15 protein-coding genes and 1 pseudogene are annotated in these 20,125 nt (G+C 64.0%); 8 read left to right on the top strand and 8 right to left on the bottom strand.

The features are described from left to right. Positions 1 to 21: 21 nt before the first annotated feature. The 4 genes from ACYPXD_RS06600 to ACYPXD_RS06585 all read right to left on the bottom strand — a co-directional run bounded on the left by ACYPXD_RS06600 (position 22) and on the right by ACYPXD_RS06585 (position 4,726). A complete protein-coding gene (locus tag ACYPXD_RS06600; RefSeq protein WP_459708819.1) occupies positions 22 to 1,038 on the bottom strand; it encodes an aldo/keto reductase in 1,017 nt (338 codons plus the stop codon). Positions 1,039 to 1,138: 100 nt separating this feature from the next. Then, on the bottom strand, positions 1,139 to 2,086 hold the full coding sequence (locus ACYPXD_RS06595; RefSeq protein WP_459708817.1) for a substrate-binding domain-containing protein: 948 nt from the start codon (positions 2,084 to 2,086) through the stop codon (positions 1,139 to 1,141). Positions 2,087 to 2,148: 62 nt separating this feature from the next. Further along, positions 2,149 to 3,180 carry an ABC transporter permease gene (locus tag ACYPXD_RS06590; RefSeq protein ID WP_459708815.1) on the bottom strand — a complete coding sequence of 344 codons (1,032 nt, stop codon included), beginning with the start codon at positions 3,178 to 3,180 and terminating at the stop codon, positions 2,149 to 2,151. Beyond that, complete coding sequence (locus ACYPXD_RS06585) at positions 3,173 to 4,726, bottom strand: sugar ABC transporter ATP-binding protein (RefSeq protein WP_459708812.1); 1,554 nt, start codon at positions 4,724 to 4,726, stop codon at positions 3,173 to 3,175. Before ACYPXD_RS06585 ends, ACYPXD_RS06590 begins: the two co-directional genes overlap by 8 nt. A 227-nt stretch (positions 4,727 to 4,953) precedes the next feature. Between ACYPXD_RS06585 and ACYPXD_RS06580 the strand changes: the two genes are divergently transcribed. Beyond that, positions 4,954 to 5,664 carry a FadR/GntR family transcriptional regulator gene (locus ACYPXD_RS06580; protein ID WP_459708809.1) on the top strand — a complete coding sequence of 237 codons (711 nt, stop codon included), beginning with the start codon at positions 4,954 to 4,956 and terminating at the stop codon, positions 5,662 to 5,664. Positions 5,665 to 5,752: 88 nt separating this feature from the next. Here the strand turns inward: ACYPXD_RS06580 and ACYPXD_RS06575 are convergent, their stop codons facing one another. The 3 genes from ACYPXD_RS06575 to cueO form a co-directional block, all read right to left on the bottom strand. Beyond that, positions 5,753 to 7,399, bottom strand: coding sequence for an NRAMP family divalent metal transporter (locus ACYPXD_RS06575; RefSeq protein ID WP_459708807.1), 1,647 nt, complete (start codon positions 7,397 to 7,399; stop codon positions 5,753 to 5,755). Between the two features lie 115 nt (positions 7,400 to 7,514). After that, positions 7,515 to 7,655 carry a hypothetical protein gene (locus ACYPXD_RS06570; RefSeq protein WP_459708805.1) on the bottom strand — a complete coding sequence of 47 codons (141 nt, stop codon included), beginning with the start codon at positions 7,653 to 7,655 and terminating at the stop codon, positions 7,515 to 7,517. 747 nt (positions 7,656 to 8,402) lie between these two features. Continuing rightward, positions 8,403 to 9,965 (bottom strand): multicopper oxidase CueO, encoded by a 1,563-nt coding sequence (gene cueO, locus ACYPXD_RS06565; RefSeq protein ID WP_459708803.1) that lies wholly within the window; start codon positions 9,963 to 9,965, stop codon positions 8,403 to 8,405. 58 nt (positions 9,966 to 10,023) lie between these two features. Here cueO and ACYPXD_RS06560 point away from each other — a divergent pair, with 58 nt between their 5' ends. From ACYPXD_RS06560 to ACYPXD_RS06530, 7 genes are all read left to right on the top strand, one after another. Beyond that, a complete protein-coding gene (locus ACYPXD_RS06560; protein ID WP_459708801.1) occupies positions 10,024 to 10,512 on the top strand; it encodes a hypothetical protein in 489 nt (162 codons plus the stop codon). Continuing rightward, on the top strand, positions 10,461 to 11,606 hold the full coding sequence (locus ACYPXD_RS06555) for a mandelate racemase/muconate lactonizing enzyme family protein (protein ID WP_459708799.1): 1,146 nt from the start codon (positions 10,461 to 10,463) through the stop codon (positions 11,604 to 11,606). Before ACYPXD_RS06560 ends, ACYPXD_RS06555 begins: the two co-directional genes overlap by 52 nt. Positions 11,607 to 11,997: 391 nt before the next feature. Beyond that, a complete protein-coding gene (locus tag ACYPXD_RS06550; protein ID WP_459708796.1) occupies positions 11,998 to 13,890 on the top strand; it encodes a PAS domain-containing protein in 1,893 nt (630 codons plus the stop codon). Beyond that, positions 13,887 to 14,519, top strand: coding sequence for a response regulator (locus ACYPXD_RS06545; RefSeq protein WP_459708794.1), 633 nt, complete (start codon positions 13,887 to 13,889; stop codon positions 14,517 to 14,519). Before ACYPXD_RS06550 ends, ACYPXD_RS06545 begins: the two co-directional genes overlap by 4 nt. A 231-nt stretch (positions 14,520 to 14,750) precedes the next feature. Then, a complete protein-coding gene (locus ACYPXD_RS06540; protein ID WP_459708791.1) occupies positions 14,751 to 16,325 on the top strand; it encodes a methyl-accepting chemotaxis protein in 1,575 nt (524 codons plus the stop codon). Positions 16,326 to 16,459: 134 nt separating this feature from the next. Continuing rightward, positions 16,460 to 19,321: an EAL domain-containing protein gene (locus ACYPXD_RS06535; RefSeq protein ID WP_459708789.1), complete on the top strand. Its 2,862-nt coding sequence runs from the start codon at positions 16,460 to 16,462 to the stop codon at positions 19,319 to 19,321. A gap of 201 nt (positions 19,322 to 19,522) precedes the next feature. Beyond that, positions 19,523 to 19,855 carry a hypothetical protein gene (locus ACYPXD_RS06530; RefSeq protein ID WP_459708787.1) on the top strand — a complete coding sequence of 111 codons (333 nt, stop codon included), beginning with the start codon at positions 19,523 to 19,525 and terminating at the stop codon, positions 19,853 to 19,855. A gap of 77 nt (positions 19,856 to 19,932) precedes the next feature. Here the strand turns inward: ACYPXD_RS06530 and ACYPXD_RS06525 are convergent. Beyond that, positions 19,933 to 20,125 (bottom strand): annotated as a pseudogene (locus ACYPXD_RS06525) (carbon-nitrogen hydrolase family protein); the annotation flags it as partial.

Here is a 20,125-nt window from a genome sequence, read left to right as displayed (position 1 = left end):
CGCAAAAGACAGGCAGACGAGTCATGCGCGCCCTTCGGGCAGCGGCGCCCGCGCGTCGATCAGGTGTGCGGACCGCAGCGCGGCCCAGAAATCCGCGGGTATCGTCTGTTCGAGCCACGCAATGTTTTGCTGAAGCTGCGATGGGCTGCGTGCACCGACGACGCACGACACGACCGCCGGATGCGCGAACGGGAATTGCAGCGCGGCGGCGGGCAGCGGCACGTCGAAGCGCTCGCACAAGGCCGATAGCCGGCTTACCCTTTCGACAACCTCGGCAGGCGCGTCCGCGTAGTTGAACTTGCCGTTGCCGGCCAGCACGCCTGAATTGAATACGCCGGCGACGACGATCGCGGTCTGCAGGCGCGCGCAGACCTCGAGCAACGGCTCCAGCGCGGTCTGCTCCAGCAACGTGTAGCGGCCCGCAAGCATGATCGCGTCGAGCTCGGCTTCATTCAACGCATCGGCAGCGACTTCCCATTCGTTGACGCCGAGGCCGATCCCGCCGATCTCGCCGCTCGAACGCAGCGAGCGCAGCGCGCGGAACCCGCCGCCGTCAGTCAACTGCGTCCAGTAGTGTGCGTGCTGTCCGCCGTGCGTCATGCGGCCGATGTCGTGTACGTAAAGCACGTCGATTTGCGCGAGCCCGAGGCGCTGCTGGCTGTCCTCGTACGAACGCATGATGCCGTCGTAGCTGTAGTCGTATACCGGGCGGAACGGCAGCGGCTCGGCCCAGTTGTCGTCGCCGGGTTTGACGCTCGCGTCGGGGCGCATCAGCCGGCCAACTTTCGTGCTCAGCGTGTAGGCGCTGCGCTCGCGTGCGCCGAGCGCTTGCCCGACGCGTCGCTCCGAAAGCGTGTAGCCATAGTACGGCGCGGTGTCGAAGTAACGCAGGCCCGCGGACCACGCGGCGTCGGCAAGCGCGGTGGCGTCGGCAGCGGCCATCGGCCGGTAGAGCCCGCCGAATTGGGAGCAGCCGAGGCCGAGCGCGGTCATCGACAGGCCGCTGCGCGGCAGGGTGCGTGTTGCGCTTGCCTTCATGAAAGAGTAGGGATCCCTAAGTTCATTGCGACGAGCCATCGACGAAGCCCGCGCGCCGCGCCTGCGACGCAGCGGGACTGTCGCGATGCGTTGCGGGTTGTCAGTAGAGGACGTTCTTTGCCTGCTGCGAATCGAGGTTCTGCTTGTCGACCATCACGACGCCCGTATCGACCTGCTTCGGCACCGGCTTGCGCTCGATCACGCCGACGACCGTCTCGATACCTTTGTGTCCCATCTGCCACGAGCCCTGAACCGCGATCGCCTGCACCGTGCCGTCGCGCACGAAGCCTTGCAGGTCCTCGTTGCCGTCGAAGCCGATCGCAACCAGCTTGCCCGCCTTGCCCGACTGCTTGAGCGCACGGCCCACGCCCACGGCGGTCGGCTCGTTCGCGCCGAAGATGCCCTTCAGGTCGGGGTTGGCGGACAGCACATCGGTCGTCTGGTTCAAGGCCATGGCCATCTGCGACTGCGAGTAGTACGGTCCGACGATCTGCAGCTTCGAGTGGCTCGCGATGTATTTGCGAAAGCCCCCGACGCGGCTCACTTCCGAGCCGGCGCCCGGCACATAGGACATGATCGCGACCTTGCCGGTCTGTCCGACGCGATCGATCAGCGCCTTTGCGCACAGCTCGCCGGCCTTTTCGTTATCGGTCGACAAAAACGACTGGTAGTACTGCTTGCCCGAATCCGAAATCGCCGAATCGATGAGCACGACCGGGATATGCGCGTTCCACGCCTGCTTGATCGCGGGAACGAGCGCGTCGGGATCGGACGGCGCGAGCACGATGCCCGCGACATGCCGGTTGACCGCGTTCACGACCATATTGACCTCGTCGGCGATATCCGATTCGGCGGCCGGCCCCTGGAACGTCATCGTGTAGCCCTTCGCGTCGGCGAGCGCCGCGGTCGCGCCTTTCTGCACGTTCTGCCAATAGTTCGAATTGACCGTCTTGACGATCACGGCGATCTCGCCGCCCGCCGCATAGGCGCCGGTACTGAACGCCGCACATAGCAATGCGGAAACTGCCAGCATCGGGAATTTTTTCATGTCTCGCTCCTGTCTCTGGTGGTTGGACTTCTTGTGACTGCTTTTGAACGCCTCTGCTTACCTTATCGCCTGCGGTTGCGAAGCTGATCGATCCAGACGGTGCCGAGAATCACCACGCCGATGATGATCTGCTGGATGAAGCTCGACACGCCATTCATATTCAGCCCGTTGCGCAGCACGCCGATCACGAATGCGCCGATGGCGGTGCCCGAAATCGTGCCGACGCCGCCCATCAGCGATGTCCCGCCGATCACCGAACTCGCGATCGCGTCGAGTTCGTACATCACGCCTTCGTTCGGCTGCCCGGTCACGAGCCGCGACATCAGCACGCACCCGGTCACGCCGGCGAGGGCGCCCGAAAGCACATACGTAAAGAGCTTGACGCCCTGAACATTGACGCCGGAAAGCCGCGCCGCTTCCGCGTTCGATCCGACCGCGTAGATGTGGCGGCCGAGCGAGGTCCGCGAAAGCAGCACTGAGACGACGACGAACAGCAGCACCATGATGACGACCGGATAGGGAATGCCCGGGAAAGTGGTGTCTGGAAAACCGTCGGCGCCGATGTGCGAGATGCGGAACAGGGCGCCATTGCCGAGCGCGCCGAATGCGTCGCCGAGGTCCGACACAGGGCGCGCGCCGGTGATCTGCAGCGCCATGCCGCGTGCGACGAGCATCATGCCGAGCGTCGCGATAAACGGCGGCAGGCCCATACGCGTGACGCAGATACCGTTGATGAGGCCGCACAGCGCACCGACCAGAATGCCGCCCAGCATGGCGACCGGGACCGGTACGCCGGTCTTGGCGAGCAGCGCCGCGCACACGCCGGCAAGCGCCAGTACCGAGCCGACTGAAAGATCGATGCCGCCGGTGATGATGACGCAGGTCGCGGCCACGCCCAGATAGGCGATCGACGTCACCTGCAGGCCGACCGTCATCAGATTGTCGACCGAGAAGAATGCCGAGCTCGCAATCGAAAATGCGATCACGAGTACGACAAGGCTGCCCAACGCCGCGAATTTCTGAATGAGTTCGCGTCGCCGCTCCTGTGCGGACCGATTGGCGGCCTGCGTGCGATCCGATGTCATTTCAAGCATGGGTGCGCCCCGAAGCGTAGTGCATGATCTCCTCCTGGCTGGTGTGTTTTGTTTCGAGAACCGCCGCGATCCGGCCTTCGTGGAACACGGCGATCCGATCCGTCATGCCGAGCAGCTCGGGCAGTTCCGAACTGATCAGCACGACGCCCACGCCATCGGCAGCGAGCCGGTCCATCAGGCCATAAATGGCGAACTTCGCGCCGACGTCGATACCGCGTGTGGGCTCATCGAAGAACAGGATTTTCGATCCGCGATACAGCCATTTGCCGATCACGACCTTTTGCTGGTTACCGCCGGAAAGGTTGCGCGCGATCTGATTGACCGAAGGCGTGCGAATCGCGAGCTCCTGCACATAGCGGGCCGCAATGCGCGCTTCCTCGTTGAAGCGCAGGAAGCCTGCACGCGACGAGATGCCGCGAACATTGGCGAGCGTGACATTCGCGGCGACCGGCATGCCGAGGGCGAGGCCTTCCTTCTTGCGATCTTCCGAGAGATAGGCAATGCCGTGGCGAATCGCCTCGCGCGGCGAACGTATCGTGACCGGCTGGCCGCGCAGCGAAACCGTTCCGCCGTCGAGCGGATCGGCGCCGAAAATCGCGCGCGCGACCTCGGTGCGGCCCGCGCCCATCAGGCCGGCAAAGCCGAGAATCTCGCCTTTGCGCAGTTCGAACGAAAGCGGCCCGAACACGGCTTCGCGCCGCAGGTCGCTGACGCTCAGCAGCACTTCGCCGGTCGGCACCGACTGCCGCTGCGGATAGGCATCGTCGAGCGAGCGGCCGACCATGCGCGCGACGACGTCGTTCACGGTGAGCGCCGCGAAGCGGTCGGTCGAGATATAGCGGCCGTCGCGCAACACGGTCACGCGATCGACAATCTCCGCCATTTCGTCGAGGCGGTGCGAGATATAGAGGATCGCAACGCCCTCGGCGCGCAGCTCCTTGATGATGCGAAACAGGTGAACGGTTTCCGACTCCGTCAGCGACGAGGTCGGCTCGTCCATGATCAGCACCTGCGCGTCGAGCGACAGTGCCTTCGCGATTTCCACCATCTGCTGTTGCGCGATCGATAGCGCGCCGACTTTGGTGGTGGGTGCGATGGCGAGTCCAATACGGGCCAGGCATTGCTTCGCGTCGGCGTTGAGCCTGCGCCGGTCGACGAAGGGGCCGCGCTTGGGTTCACGCGCGAGATAGAGGTTCTCCGCGATGGACAGATCGGGGACGAGGTTCAGTTCCTGGTGAATGATCGCGATGCCCGCCGCCTGGGCGTCCGACGTCGACTGGAAATTCACCGGCTCGCCGCGGTAATGGATGGTCCCTTCATCGGGACGGTACTGGCCGCTGATGATTTTCATCAGCGTCGATTTGCCCGCTCCGTTTTCGCCGCAGATGGCGTGGACTTCGCCGCAATGCAGATCGAGGTGGATGCCGTCAAGCGCGACGACGCCGGGAAACTGCTTGCGGATGCCCTCGAGCCGCAGGATCTCTCCTTCCCAGTTGCGGCTGTCCGGCTTGCCGGCGATGTCCCTCAGGCTGCGAGGCGTGCTCATCGTGTCTCCTATGGACGGCCGACCTGGCGTGGCGCTGGTCAGTCCAGTTGTGACGCATTAAACCGCAATCTCGCGCTTTGGTCAATCCAGTTGGAAATTTACAAATTGACCTTACCAGTGCCGACAGTCCCGGTCAGAACACCTCATTTGCGGGTCCACATCGGCCGCGCTAGACTTCGCCACGACGCTGTTTCGAGCGCCTTCTGTGTACTGGATGCCAGCCGTTTATGAAAACACAAGAGCCCAAGCGGCTTTACCAATCCGTGGCTGCGGAGATTCTTGCGCTGATTCGCGAGGGCGAGTTTCCCGTCGGCGAGCGTTTGCCGCCCGAACGCGAGCTGGCGCTAAGACTCGGCGTCTCCCGTCCGTCATTGCGCGAGGCGTTGATTGCGCTCGAGATCGGCGGCCGCGTCGAAATCCGGATGGGTTCGGGCGTCTACGTGCGCGACACCGGCGCGGACGATGAAAGCGCGGTCGGCGCGGTGGGCGCATTGGGCGACAGCCCATCGGAATTGATGCAGGCGCGCGCGGCGATTGAAGGCAGTGTCGCAGCCCTTGCCGCCGCGCGTATGACGGCCGCCATGGTCGACCGGTTGAGGCGGACCGTGGACCGGATGCGCAGGCTCGCCGCGGCCGGCAAGACCCCGGTGGACGCCGACCGGCAGTTCCATATGCTGATCGCGGAGGCAGCGGGTAATTCGGTGCTTGCGCGCTTTGTGGGCGAACTGTTCGATAGCCGCCACGATCCGATTGCGGCCGCGATGCGCGGTCACACCGAGAGCGCGCAGACATGGACCGACGCCGTGCGGGAGCATGAAGATATCTTGCGGGCACTGCAGTCGGGCGATCCGATTGCTGCGCAGACCGCGATGCGCGCTCATCTGATGGCTTCGGAAGAGCGCTGGATCAGCGGCGTGCTCAAGCGGGATGCCGACTGAGCAGCGCGTCGCGCGCGCCCTGCGGGCAAGGCGCGCGAACTTTGGCGAGGCGCTGCGTCGATCGCTTTCTGGCGGTACGGTGGCTGGGCTATTTCACGAATGCCATCTGCACAACCTTCACGACAACCAGCGCCACCGCCACCAGCAGATAGCCGCGCAGCACGCCCATCCACACGCGCTTGGCTAGCGTGAGGTTCGGTGGCGGCAGTTCGTCCAGCGGCGGCATCCGCCACGTGTCGCGCGCAGATCTCGGATATATCTGCATCGGTGCATCGGCCGTTTCGCCTCGCAGCTTGCGAATCGCGACTGTTGCGGCATAACCGGCCACGGCCAGCAACGTGCCACCGGCGAGCACCTCGAGAATCGTTTGGCTCGCGATGTCGGGGTACATCACGGATGCAGTCAGGATGACGGACAGCATCACCAGCACCCAGACCACCGCACCGGTGAACAGATTGAGTTTCTTCGAGTTGACCCACGGCCCAAGCACGGCTCGGTCATTGCACAGCAGCAGCAGGAATACGGTCGCGCTGGGCAGCAATACGCCGGCGAGTGTCTGCACCGCTTCGGTGAGCAAACCCAGCGGGCTGCCAGGAATCAGAACCAGCGCCGCCGCCGCGGCAATAATGCCGAAGTACACGAGATAGAAGCCTTTCGCATCCGACACACTGCGGTGCAGTGAATGGCGAATCCTGAATACATCGCCGATCGCATACGCGGTCGCGAGCGATACCGCAGCGGCACCGATAATGCAGGCGTCGAGCAGCGCCACGGCGAACAGAACGGCTAACGTGCGGCCTGCATACTTCTGCAGACCGGCAATGACGCCGCCCGCATCCGTGAAGTTGCCGAATTCGGGCTTCCCTGCGTAAAGCGCAGCACAGAACGAGATCATCGCCACGGCGCCGATCATCACGAACACAATGCCGATCAGCAGATCGGTTCTCTCATACTTGATGAAACGCGGCGTGATGCGCTTATCGACGATATAGCTTTGCTGGAAAAACAGCTGCCACGGTGCGACCGTCGTGCCGACGATGCCGATGATGAGCAGCATCACGTCGCTGAGCTTCGCCTGTGCTGGCCAGTTGGGAATCAGGAAGTTGTGCGCTATCTGGCCGACCGGCGGGTGAATCGACACCAGCACCGGCACCAGCAGCAGGCTAAGCAGGCAAAGCACGACGGCGAATCGTTCGAAGCGCCTGAAGTTTCCTGTACTGACCGCAGCCATGGTCAGCGCCGCCGCGATACACACGCCAGGCACCTTCGACACACCGAAAAAGTCGAGGACGAACGTGATGCCGATGAACTCGGTCACGATGGTCAGTGCGTTGAGAATGAACAGATCGACGACACTGAACGCCCCCCAGAATTTTCCAAAGCGTTCGAAGATGAGGCGCGCGTGGCCGACGCCGGTTACCGCGCCTAGCCGCAGCACCATCTCCTGACTGACGAACAGCACGGGCACCAGCAGCATCAAGGTCCACAGCAAGGTGGTCCCATAGTTCTGTCCCGCCTGGGTGTAAGTGCCGAAAGCACCCGCATCGTTGTCGCCGACCATCACGATGAGGCCAGGGCCGAGAATCGCCAGCAGCGTGCGCAGACGCGCCCGCCAGCCGATGCGCGGTGCAATGTCGTGATGAGCGATGGTGCCCAGTGCGCCTTTGATGTCGCCGACGTGCGCCGTGTCGAGCACGGCGCTCCGCGTTGTTGAAACGTGCGGTGGAGTAGACATTTTGCCTGGTTCTCCAGGTGAGCTTAACGAATGGAATATGCGCGGTTCTGCTACGTCGGGACGTGCGTCGTCGAACGACGACGTCGCCGACGTATGGCGGAACGGGTGCGCTGCTTTACGAAGCGGGGGTGACGAGGCGCCGCCAGAGCGCGGCGAATTTATGCGGCGTGCGAACGTGCAGCGACAGCATCGAGTCGTAGTGGACGTGCGCTTCCTGCGTGTGGGGCAGGTGCGGCAGCAGAAGGCCGAAGGTCATGGTATTGCTCCCTGCGTTTGGCTTGACGCGGTTCGTGGAAAGCCAGCAGATGCAGAGGCGCACGCACCCTGTGCGCGACGGGGAGCGTCTACTCGCTTTCCTCAGGTAAAGGTAGAGATGAGTGGCATATGGGATAACTGTCACTGTCTGGCATGGCGGCTCCTTATTAACGTTGGCGACGGACGTGTTGATCCACGCGTCAGCCCACGCCCATTACTCGAAAAAGGCGCGAACGGACGCGGCAGCGAGTGGACACTCGCGACGCGATGCCACGCGGACGCAAACAAGCGCTGCGTTCACGTGACGCTACTCAAGGTGCACGGGAAGGTAACGACGACGCGCACCGTCTGCCTGCGGCAAGACGGCGGCTGGGAAAAGCGCGGACGTCCTGCGGTCAGGCAGCGAAACTGTTCGAAGGTCGACTACTGCAAGTGTCCAAGGCATCAGCCCCGTTCATTGAGACGGGCGAATTTTAGGCACTCTCCGAATCGGAAGTCAACAGGCTTCTTAAGCAGAGCAAATATAAATTTCGAACGCTGTTATCGAGCTGAAAACCAAGCGCCAAAGCACGCTCGAGCCTTGCAAAATGACAGGCAAGAAAGGGAGTGGAAGGGCATCGAAACGATGCGTGCAGCTGATCGATATGCGAGCCACACCGACGCACACGCTGCGCGCGTGCGGACCGCAACGGGCAGAGGCCGGCCGTCTCCCGAGACAGGGGATGCGGGCCGGACTGCGCGATACGCGCTAGGCCACCGTGAACTGCGTCATCATGCCGGAGTCCTCATGCTCCAGGATATGGCAATGCGCCATATAGGGCGCGTCGGCGGCGGCCGGGAGAGGAAAGCTCACCAGCAGTTCGCTGACGCCGGCATTCGCAATCGGCGCGATGTCTTTCCACCCGGCGCGATGCGGCGGCGGCGGCCGCCCGTTCTCCGACAGGATGCGGAACTGGCAGCCGTGAATGTGCACCGGATGCAGCATCTTGTCGTCGCCTTCCGAAATCCGCCAGCGCAGCAGCTCGCCGCGGGCGGCCGTAAAGCCCGGCTCCTTCAGTGAGAACGGCTTGCCGTTGACGCCGTTGAGGGCGAGCTGCTCGGCCATCGGCAAGGCCGGCTCGTTCTCGATCAGCTGCGTCACGCGGGCAACGACCTCCGGCGCGACTGGGCCCGGCGGCGCCGCACCCATCGGCAGCCCGGCCTTCATCAGCGGCATCATGCCGGCCTGGTCGCTGAACATATTCATGACCAGCGCCTGACTGACCGCGGGCGGCTCTGCGGGCAATGAAGGCAACTTGGCCAGCGCGTCGGGAAGCTTGCCCTTTCCCTGTGTGCCCACAGGCCGGATTGTCAGCAGCGGCAGCGGCTTGTCGAAGGGCGGCAGACGCATGATGGCGTCGCCCTCGGGCAACGTGACAAGGTCGAAGGGATTGCCGGAGCGGCAATCCACCATCAGTTCGAAGCGCTCGCCCGCATGCACGGTGAGCTGGTTCACCTCCACCGGCCGTTCCAGCAGCCCGCCGTCGGAGCCGATCACGAAGAGCGAGCGACCGTCCGAGGCGCTCAGCCGGTAGCTGCGCGCATTGGACCCGTCGAGCACGCGCAGCCGCACCCAGCCGCGCGCGGTGCGCGCCTCGGGATATTGCGCGCCGTTGATCAGCGGCACGGTGCCGACATAGCCGTTGGTCGCCGTGATGATGTTCATCGTGTCGAAGAACGCGCCGTCGCTGCGGAAGCGGCGATCCTGGATGATCAGCGGAATGTCGTCGATGCCCCAGCGCGAGGGCAGGGCCAGCCGGTCCGCCTCCTCGTCGTCGACGATCAGCAGGCCGGCGAGCCCCTTGATCACCTGCGGGGCGGTGGTGGGATAAAAGTGCGGATGGAACCAGAGTGTGGCGGCCGGCTGGTCGATCGGCAGCGTCGGCTGCCAGCGCCCGCCGGGTGGCACGGGCCGGTGCGGCCCGCCATCGACGTCGCCAGGGATGATGAGCCCATGCCAATGCACGGTCGTCGGCTCGGGCAGGTGGTTCGTAAAGTCGATCTTCACGGTCTGGCCGCGCCGTAGGCGCAGCGCCGGCCCGAGGAAGGCGCCGGCATAGCCGTAGGTCGGCGTGTTCCGGTTGGGCAGGAAGCGCCGGCTGGCGCCGCGGGCGTCGAAGGCGATCACGCCTTGCGCGTCCGGCCTGCGCTCCGGCGGGAGGGGCAGGCTAACCCGGGTATCGCTGGCCCAGACGGGGCGTGCTGCGAGTGCGCCGAGTGCGCCGAGTGCGGCGGCGGTCTGGAGCGCTTGACGGCGTGACATGGGCTTCATGGCGATGTCCACGGAAAAGCCGGCATGCCGGCGTCAGGATGGGTAGAAGGTCTTCACCGTGTCATGCAACTTCAACGACAGCTGCGAGGCGGCGTACGCATCCGTCACCTCCGCGATACAGGCGGCGCACTCCATTGCTGCATCCCGCTCCGCGCCGGCGGCGTTCACGCGGGCGCCGAAGCAGTCATTGCAACCCGGCGCGCGCGGCAACTGCGCATCACGCGCAGCGGACGATGTCATTGTAGGTGATGGCGCGCTCGTTGCAGAGCGGCGTTTCGATCGGGCCTTCATCGTTGTTCAGTACGACGATCATCGGCTTCAGGATGCGATGGGTGAACGGACATCCCGGTTTGAGATCGGAATCATCCAGTATCGGTATTCGTTATTCGCGACCGCCGCAAGTACCATTGAATCGAGCGCCCGAGGCACGTTCCCGTTCGGATGCCACCGGTTGAAACAGACGCCACGCCCATCACCCGTCAAGGATCGTTTTACATGGCTATCAGGATTGCACGTATCGAAACCCATCTGTTCCGCGCCGAAGTGACCGAGGCGGTGCAAACTTCATTCGGTTCGATCCCTCGGCGTTCGGTGCTGCTGCTTCGCGTGGAAGATGCCGAAGGGGCGTACGGCTGGGGCGAAATCTGGTGCAACTTCCCGCCGTTTTCGGCGGACAACAAAGTGCGCCTGATGGAGACGGTCGTTGCGCCCGCAGCGTTTGCCGGCGAGTACGACGACGCCGCACACGCATGGCACACCGTGACGGAAAAAACGCGGCGCTGGACCATCCAGAGCGGAGAGGCTGGTCCGATCGCAGCCTGCATCGCCGGACTCGATCTTGCGCTGTGGGACCTTCAGGCGAGGCGTGCCGCGCTTCCGCTTGGCCGCCTGCTCGGCGCACCGGCTAGCCGGAACCGTGTGCCCGTTTACGCGAGCGGACTCAATCCGGACTCGGCGGTCAGGACGGTGCAGCGCGCGAGAGAAAAGGGCTTTAGCGCCTTCAAGGTCAAGGTTGGCTTTGGCCTTGACAAAGACGTCGAAGTTCTCAAAGACCTGCAGAAGGAACTGCGCCGAGGCGAACGCCTGATGGTCGACGTCAATCAGGGCTGGGATATGACGCAGGCGCGCCGCGCCCTGCCGCGCCTTGCCGAATTCAATCTCGGATGGGTGGAAGAGCCGATTCCCGCGAACAGTTGCGCCGACGAGTGGGCCGAACTCGCGATGATCTCCCGCACACCGCTTGCGGGTGGCGAGAATGTCTCGGGCTTTGCGGCATTTTCGTCCTTGATCAATCAGGCCAGTCATCGGGTCGTGCAGCCGGACCTGCTGAAATGGGGCGGTGTGACCGGGTGTCTCGCGGTCGGGCGCCATGCTGTCGCGCGAGGTCTGACCTACTGCCCGCATTGGCTGGGAAGCGGAATCGGTTTGCTCGCCTCGGCGCATTTGCTTGCCGCGGCGGGCGGCGACGGTCTGCTCGAACACGATGTGATGGAAAATCCGCTACGCGAAGCGTTGGCGACGCCATTTCCGCGCGTCGAAAATGGAACCTTTGAATTGCCGGATACGCCTGGACTGGGCGTATTGCCGAACCTCAACGAAGCTTCCCGGTGGCTGTTGGATCATCAGGAATTCCGCGGCTAGCCATGCGGATCGAGACGCCGGCCGTCGCGAGTCACGATTGCCACGGCTCTCGCGTTGCATGCGAAGCCGATCTTCTTTGTATCACTAAGAATCGCATCTCCCCCAAGCCGGTCGAGGCGCACCTGAGACGGACGCTCGGCGCCTTCGTCTGCGAAGATTAAGTCTCGCTAGCCCCGAGTACTGGTCACCTGGGTTTCGGCTATCATCGCGGTCGCGCCGCGAAACCACGCCTGTCGTCGCGCGCCCTCAAGCCTGGCGCGCGAGCCATCGCATCGCCTGAAGCGCGCAAGCGATCTCCGGTTTGTCCGGCATGGGCCGCCATCCCGTTTCTTTCGACCGGGCCTGTCTCCCATTGCGTCGCCGCGCTCATTTCTTCATAGGGAAAGGTGAAATGGACAACGAAGCAGTCTGGCCGTTCAGAACGGTGGCCGCGCGATACGTCGCGGCCACCGGCTTCGTGACCGTCTCCTTCGCGTGCGCCGACTGGCTGTCGCAGCACTTCGTGTCCGCCGCCGCGTCGATGTCGCTGTGTGCGATCGTCCTCAGTTCGTGGCTCGGCGGCATCGGTCCGGGCATGTGGGCCGTCGTGCTGTCGCTCGTCGCATTCGATTACGGCTTCGTGCAGCCGCTGCATTCGCTGCGTGTCGACCCGATCGACTTGCCGCGCATGGCGATGTTTTCGCTCACGGCGACGTTTATCGGCTGCCTCGGCGCGTTGCAGCACCGCACCGCGCGCTCGCTTCGCGACGCACACCGGCGGCTCGCGCAGACGGTCTCGATGCTGACCGAGGCGAACCAGGCACTGCAAAGGGAAAATGCTGAACATCTGCGCGTGGCCGACCAGCTGCGGTTAAGCAGGGCGTTTCTCGCCGAAGGCCAGAAAATCAGCCGGACCGGCTGCTGGCGGTGGAACATCGGATCGGCGACGCTCGTTTGGTCGGAGGAGCACTACCGGATTCTCGGCTTCGCACCCGCGGCCACGCCGCCCAGCTTCGAAGCGATCCGGCGGCGTATTCACCCGCTGGACCGCGACATGGTCCGCGATGTCGTGCAGCGGGCGATCGAAGCAAACAGCGCGTTCGAATGCGAATACCGGATCGTGCTCCCGGACGGGGCGATCCGTCATGTGTTCGGCACCGGCCGGCCGCTGTCGTACGAGGACGGACGCGTTGTCGAATACATCGGCACGACGGTCGATATCAGCGCGCGCAAACGGGCCGAGGACCTGCTGCGCAAAAGCGAGAAGGCGTTCCGGACGCTCGCCGAAAACCTGCCGGACAGCGTGGTGCGATACAACCGGCATTGCGAACGCATCTACGTGAACCCGGCCTTCGAGCGCAACCTTCGCCTGTCCGCCCAACAGGCGCTCAACGTGCCGCTCAGGGAGGCGTGGGCATCCGACATTCCGGTCGAAGACTACGAGGCGATTGTCCGCCGCGTGCTGACCTCGGGCAAGGCTGACGAAATCTCGGGCGTCTGGAAGCGGCCCGGCCATGCACGGGTGTATAACTCCGTTCGCATTGCGGCCGAACGCGACGCGGACGGCGAGATCGTCAGCGCCATCGCGATCAGCCGCGACGTGACGCAAGCGAAAGAAGCCGAAATGCGCATCAAGGAATCGCGCCATCTGATCCGGCAACTGGCGGACCGCAGCGAGGCGGCGCGCGAAGAAGAGCGCAAGCACCTTGCGCGCGAGCTGCACGACGGCCTCGCGCAGTCGCTGCTCGCGGTGCGGCTGCAACTGGGTGTGCTCAGCCTCGAATTCGGCGCCGACGCCCCCGCGCTCACGAGGCGGGCGAACCTGATCGCCGGCCACGTCGACAGCGCGATCAAGGTCGTGCGCAACGCGGTAACCAGCTTGCGCCCGGTCGCGCTCGACCTGGGCGTATTGCCGGCTTTGGAGTGGCTGGTCAAGGAGTTCACCGGCGAGACCGGTATTCCGTGCAGGTTCAGTACCGATCTGTCGACCATCGCACTGCGGGAAAGCGAAACGACCGCGTTGTTCCGCATCACGCAGGAAGCACTGCGCAATATCATCCGGCATGCGCGCGCCACGCGCGCGTGCGTGCTGCTCAAGCGCCAGGCGCAAGGGTGGCTGCTCGAAATCCGCGACGACGGAATCGGCTTCGATGCATCGGAAAAGAAATCGAAGTCGTTTGGGCTGGTGGGGATTCGCGAGCGCGTTTTGATGTTTGCCGGCACTTTCGATCTGCTTACGTCACCGGGCGCGGGCACGACGTTGCGCATTCGCATTCCCGCCAGCGTATCGTCAGAGGCATCATGATCCGCATTCTGATCGCGGACGACCACGCCATCATGCGTGAAGGGATCAAACAGCTATTCGCGCTGGAGCCCGGCATCGAAGTCGTCGGGGAAGCCGCGAACGGCGGCGATGTGCTTGCCGCACTGCGTCGCACGCCGGTCGATCTGCTGCTGCTCGACATGTCGATGCCGGGTATCAGCGGCGTCGACCTGATCGAACACATCCGGGCGCGCGAAGCGGCACCGCCGATTCTCGTGCTGAGCATGCACAGCGAACTGCATTTTGTCCGCTATACGCTCAAAGCCGGCGCGGCCGGCTACCTGACGAAAGACAACCAGCCGCACACGCTGCTCGCCGCCATCCGCAAAGTCGCGGCGGGCGGCCGCTTTATCGATCCGCAACTGGCCGAGCATATGGTGTTCGACGCGGGCGAAGCGCTGCAAGGCGCGCCGCACGAACGGCTGTCGGCACGCGAGTTCGCGATTTTCCGGCTGCTGGCGCATGGGCGCGGCGTCAACGAAATCGCGGCGGAATTCGCGATCAGCAACAAGACCGTCAGTACGCACAAAGCTCGCCTCATGCAGAAGTTGAACTGCCGCAATAACGCGCAGCTCGTGCGTTACGCGGTGTCGCATCAGTTGATCGACTAGGCGCGCACATCGGCGCATGCGCCGCCCGTCACTGGCTGCACGCGTTGCCGGCGATGTCGGCCTGCGTCGACACGGGTATCGGGATCGCCCTACAACAGAATCAGCCCCGCCTGATTTTCACGTGCCCGTGCGGCGCGGATAGTTTCTCGCTTGCGTAGCGGCCTGTCTGGATCAGGTTCGACACGCTTACAAAAACAGAACACTGTATTCGAGAAACGGGCGGGGAACGGCGTGACGATTATTAGGAATATGGCGCTGACGTTGGCAGTCGCGCTACTGGCACTTGTCTTTATCACCGGGTATGGCTTGTGGCAACTGACCGCTTCCGAAGCGCGCTATGCGTACGTCGAAGCCAATACGATACCGGCCCTCGTCGACCTCGCCGAAGCCACCGCGCAGATGTCGGAAATCCGTGCAGCGACGCTGTCGCGTGCGATGACGTCAAATCCGCAGCTGCGTCTGCAAAGGGATCAGCGCATCGGCGACGCGCATCGGCGCCTCGATGAAATTCTCGTGCGCTACGCACACGATCACGTCGTCGACGACAAGGACCAGGCGTTCCTCGCGGCGGATACCGCGAACCTTGCCGCGTACCGCTCCGTCCAGGCGAAGTTTATCGACAAGACCTCGCAGGTGCTCGACGATAGCCAGCTCGACGCCGCGCTCGCGCCGCTGACGCCCGCCACCGCGGCCGTCGTCAAAGGCCTGAAGAACCAGACCGACTACAACATCGCCCAGGCGATCGCGCTCGGCGCACGCGGCGAGCGTGCCGCCACCGCGTCGGTCTGGACGCTCGCCTTGACCGCACTGGCCGTATTCGCATTGACCGGCGGGCTGGCCTGGCGACTGTTCAATCGCGTTCGCCGCGGACTCGCCGGCTTGCAGCAGACCTTGGGTGCGGTCAGCCAGTCGCTCGATCTGTCGCTGCGCGCACCCGTCGAGCGCCGCGATGAAATCGGCCGGACCGCCGAAGCGTTCAATCAGCTGATCGAGCGCGTCAAGGCCGTGCTGCGCACGGTGCAGGAATCGAGCTATTCGGTGCGCACGGCGGCTGCGCAGATTGCGGCGGGCAATGCCGATCTGTCGTCGCGCACGGAAGAGCAGGCCGCGTCGCTCGAAGAAACGGCGTCGAGCATGGAACAGCTGACCACAGCGGTGCAGCACAACGCCGATAGCTCGAAACACGCCAGCACGCTGACCGGCAGCGCCGCGCAACTGGCGCGCAAGGGACATGAAGTGGTGGTGCAAGTCGTGGACACGATGAGCGAAATCGACGAGAGCTCCGACCGTATTGCGCAGATCACCGGCATCATCGAGGGCATCGCGTTTCAGACCAATATTCTTGCGCTGAACGCCGCGGTGGAAGCCGCGCGCGCCGGCGAACAGGGGCGGGGCTTCGCGGTCGTCGCGGGCGAAGTGCGCAGCCTCGCGCAACGGGCGTCGAGCGCGGCAAAAGAGATCAAGGACCTGATCGCGCTGTCGGTGCAGAAGATTCATGCGGGATCGTCGCTTGCCAATCAGGCCGGCGAAGCGATCTCGGATGTCACGGCCGCGGTCGGCAAGGTGGCCAACGTGATCGGCGACATCGCACTCGCGTCCGAAGAGCAGAGCCGCGGCATCGAGCAGGTGAACCGGGCGATCATGCAGATGGATGAGGTCACGCAGCGCAACGCCGCGCTCGTCGAAGAAGCAGCGGCCGCCGCGCGCTCGCTCGAGGATCAGGGCACCGAGCTCGATACGGCCGTCAACGCGTTCCGGCTCGACGCGGCTGCCCGGCTGGGCACCGGACACGCCGGACACGCCTGACGCGCCCGATACCCGGCCGCGCCCGATGCGCGCGAACGTCCCGATCGGGCAACCGCGCGCGGCGCGATCGCGACACGCATCGCGCGCCCGATGCATCGGCCGTCGCACCGCGCGCACCGCCTCCCAGCCTCATTATGTTCAAGCGAATCAGGATACGCACGCTGATCACCGTGGTGATCGTCCTTCTGCAGACCTTGCTGGTGCTCGTCAGCGCCAGCGGACTGTATGGCATCGATACCGCGACGCGTGCGCACGAAGCGACTTATATCAACGTGTCGCAACTGCTGGCGATCGAGCGTCAGGAGCAGGGGCTCGCGAGGGCGCGCATGAAACTCGACCGGATCGTCGCCGACCCGGCAGCGAACGATCGCGAAGCTGCTCTCGACGATGCTAGCGCACTCATTGCGCGATCCGACCTGCAATGGCGGATGTACCGGCGCACGCTAACCCGCGATCACGAACGGTCGCTCGCGAGCGAAGTGGATGCGGCCCGGCAGCGGCTCAAAACGTATGGCTTCGCGCCGCTGATTGCGTCGCTGCGCACGCACGATCAGGGGCCTGCGCGTGCGCTGTCTTTCGCGGCACTCAATGCCGACTACAGTGCTTACACGCGGGCCGTCGCGAAACTGGAAGACGATCAGATCGACGAATCCACGCGCCTGTACGCGTCCGCCGTGCAGGCCGAGCAGTGGACGATGGGATTGACCGCGTTCATGATGCTCGCCGGCCTCGTGACCGCGCTGCTGGCGGCATTCGCTTTGCGCAAGACCATCTCGCGGCCGCTGCGCCATGCGCTCGACCTGCTTGCGCGGATCGAGGCGGGAAACTTCTCGGACACGGTCGTCATCGAACGCAGCGACGAGATCGGTGCGCTGCTGGCCGGCATGAAGCGGATGAAGGACGCCCTGAATGCGTCGCTTGGCAAGCTCAAGGCGAGCGAGCAGCGCTTTCGCGCGCTCTACGAGGCGACGCCCGCGATGCTTCACTCGACCGACTGCGACGGACGCCTGATGCACGTCAGCGAGACGTGGCTGGCGACGCTTGGCTACACGCGCGATGAAGTCATGGAGCGGCTTTGGACCGACTTTCTGACGCCCGATTCGAGGCGGCGCGCGATCGGCGCGGACTCGCCGTGCGACACGCCGCCTGGCTGGACTGCCGCTGCCGAGTATCGGATGCGATGCAAGAACGGGGCGCTGATCGATATCTCGGTCGCGTCGATCGTCGAGCGGGATCACCACGGTTATCCGGTTCGTTATCTGACGGTGCTCGAAGACGTGACCGAACGCAAGCGCGCGCAAGCCGAACTCGCGGCGCAGCTCGAGCGGCTGCGCGTGACGCTGCATTCGATCGGCGACGGCGTGATCACCACCGACGCGAATGGCAATGTCGAATATCTGAACCCTGTAGCGGAACAACTGACGGGCTGGCATAACGCCGATGCGCGAGGGCAATGGTCCAGCGCGGTATTTCGGATCGTCAACGAAACCACGCGGGCGCCGGCCAAGAATCCGATCACCGTTTGTCTTTCGGAAGACCGGATCGTCGGCCTTGCCAATCACACCATTCTGATTAGCCGCGACGGTAGCGAATATCACATCGAAGACTCCGCGGCGCCGATCAAGGACAGCGCGGGCCGCACGCTCGGCGTCGTGCTGGTGTTTCACGATGTCTCGGAGCAGCACCGGTTGAGCCAGGAGATGACCCATCGCGCGACGCACGACATGCTGACCGGTCTGCTCAACCGGGACGAGTTCGAGCGCCGGCTGCATGCCGCACTCACGTCCACCCGCACCGACGGTTCGAGCCATGCGCTGATGTATATCGACCTCGATCAGTTCAAGCTCGTGAACGACGCCGGCGGACATGCGGCCGGAGACCGTCTGCTCAGGCAGGTGGTGGAAGTGATCCGCAAGCTGATCCGGCCGGCCGACACGTTCGCGCGCCTCGGCGGCGACGAATTCGGGCTGATTGTCGAGCGATGTTCGATCCAGACTGCGCAGGACATTGCCGACCGGATCTGCCGCAGCATCGACGCATTTCGCTTCCGGCACGGCAACCTGCGCCTGCATACGGGAGCGAGCATCGGGCTCGTGCCGCTCGACGGGCGCTGGCCGAACACCGCCAATGTGCTGCAGGCCGCCGACAGCGCGTGCTATGCGGCGAAGGAGGCGGGCCGCAACCGCGTGCACACCTACGTCGAAGCGGACCAGATGATCGAATCGCGGCGTGAAGACATGCAATGGGTCAGGCGTCTCGAACAGGCTATCGATACGGGCCGCTTCGTGCTCCATTGGCAGCACATCACGCCGCTCGTCGACAGCGACGAGGGCATACACGGCGAAATGCTGCTGCGGCTCGTCGGTGAGGACGGCAAGCTGATTCCGCCAGGCGCGTTTTTACCGTCCGCGGACCGTTTTCAGATGACGTCGCGGATCGACCGGTGGGTGATTCAGCAGGTGTTCGCATGGATGACCGAGCACCGGGCGATGCTGTCGAACGTCAGTACCGTCGCGGTGAATCTGTCGGGTCTATCGATCGGCGATCGCGACTTCCAGCAGTACGCGCTCGACCTGCTGAACGCGATGCCGTTCGATCACGAGAAACTGTGCTTCGAAATTACCGAGACGGCGGCGATTACGAATCTCGGCGATGCAACCTGCTTCTTTCGGACGATGCAGGCGCGCGGCGTGCGCTTCGCCCTCGACGACTTCGGCAGCGGCGTATCGTCATTCGGATACCTGAAAAGCCTGCCGGTCGAATATCTGAAGATCGACGGCCAGTTCATCCGCAACCTCGAGCACGATCTCGTCGATCAGGCGACCGTGCGCTGCATTCGCGATATCGCGAGAATCACCGGCAAGAAGACGATCGCCGAATTCGTCGAATCGGAAACGGTGGAGACGCTGCTGCGCGAGATCGGCATCGATTACGCGCAGGGATTTCTGCGGCATCGGCCCGAGGCGCTCGAACTGGTTTTCAGCCCGTCGGCGTGAATCGCGGCCGTCGATGGCGAAGAATTCCCCGGAAAGATGCGCCCGCAACCTTCCGCGAATGGAGAAGATGACCGCGTCGCGGAACGTTGAACATTATTCAACCAGGGCGTTTATTGTTGAACATGACGAAGCCCTTCTAAAGATCTTGAGCATACGTGTCGATACGCCTGATTTCGGTGTTCCACACTACAGGAGCGCACCATGCGCATTGCGGGATCGGACTACTTCCAGACGATGGCTCTCGTTAACAAAATTGACGCGCAGCTCAATCAATCAGGCTCGGGTGGGGCGCCCACCACCGATCCTCTGCTGGACTCGGGATCGAGCGACCCGTTGCTGGGTTCGGGTTCAGAATCCGGTTCGGGCGACGCCGCGCCCGCTGTCGGCAACGCCGGCAACGGGCAGGCGCCGAGCGGCACGCACCGCAGGCACGTGTCGTCCGGAACGCCCGATAGTGGCACACAGGCACGCGGTAGCGCCCCGGCATCGCCGCCTTCCCATCGCGGCGCCAGCAGAATTCACGAAATAGTGTGAAAGCCGTGCCTCCCATGGCGCACCCGATGGGTTCGCGTCATGGAAGGTGGCGCTTTTCCGCGCGTCGCTACGCACGCTCAGTCAATGATCAATACCGGTTCGGCAACCGGTTGCGGCACCGCAGCGTGGGCGGGCGTGCGCCACGACACCGGTTCATGCCGCTCGCGGTCGACCGTCAGCGAAAACACATCGAAGCGGTTGTAGTACCCGACCACATCGTGGAACTGCTTCGGTTCGACACAGCGGTTCAGATCGAACTGCGCATAGGCA

The sequence above is a fragment of the Paraburkholderia sp. 2C genome (assembly GCF_054589215.1).
This window is presented reverse-complemented; position numbering and strand designations above follow the sequence as displayed.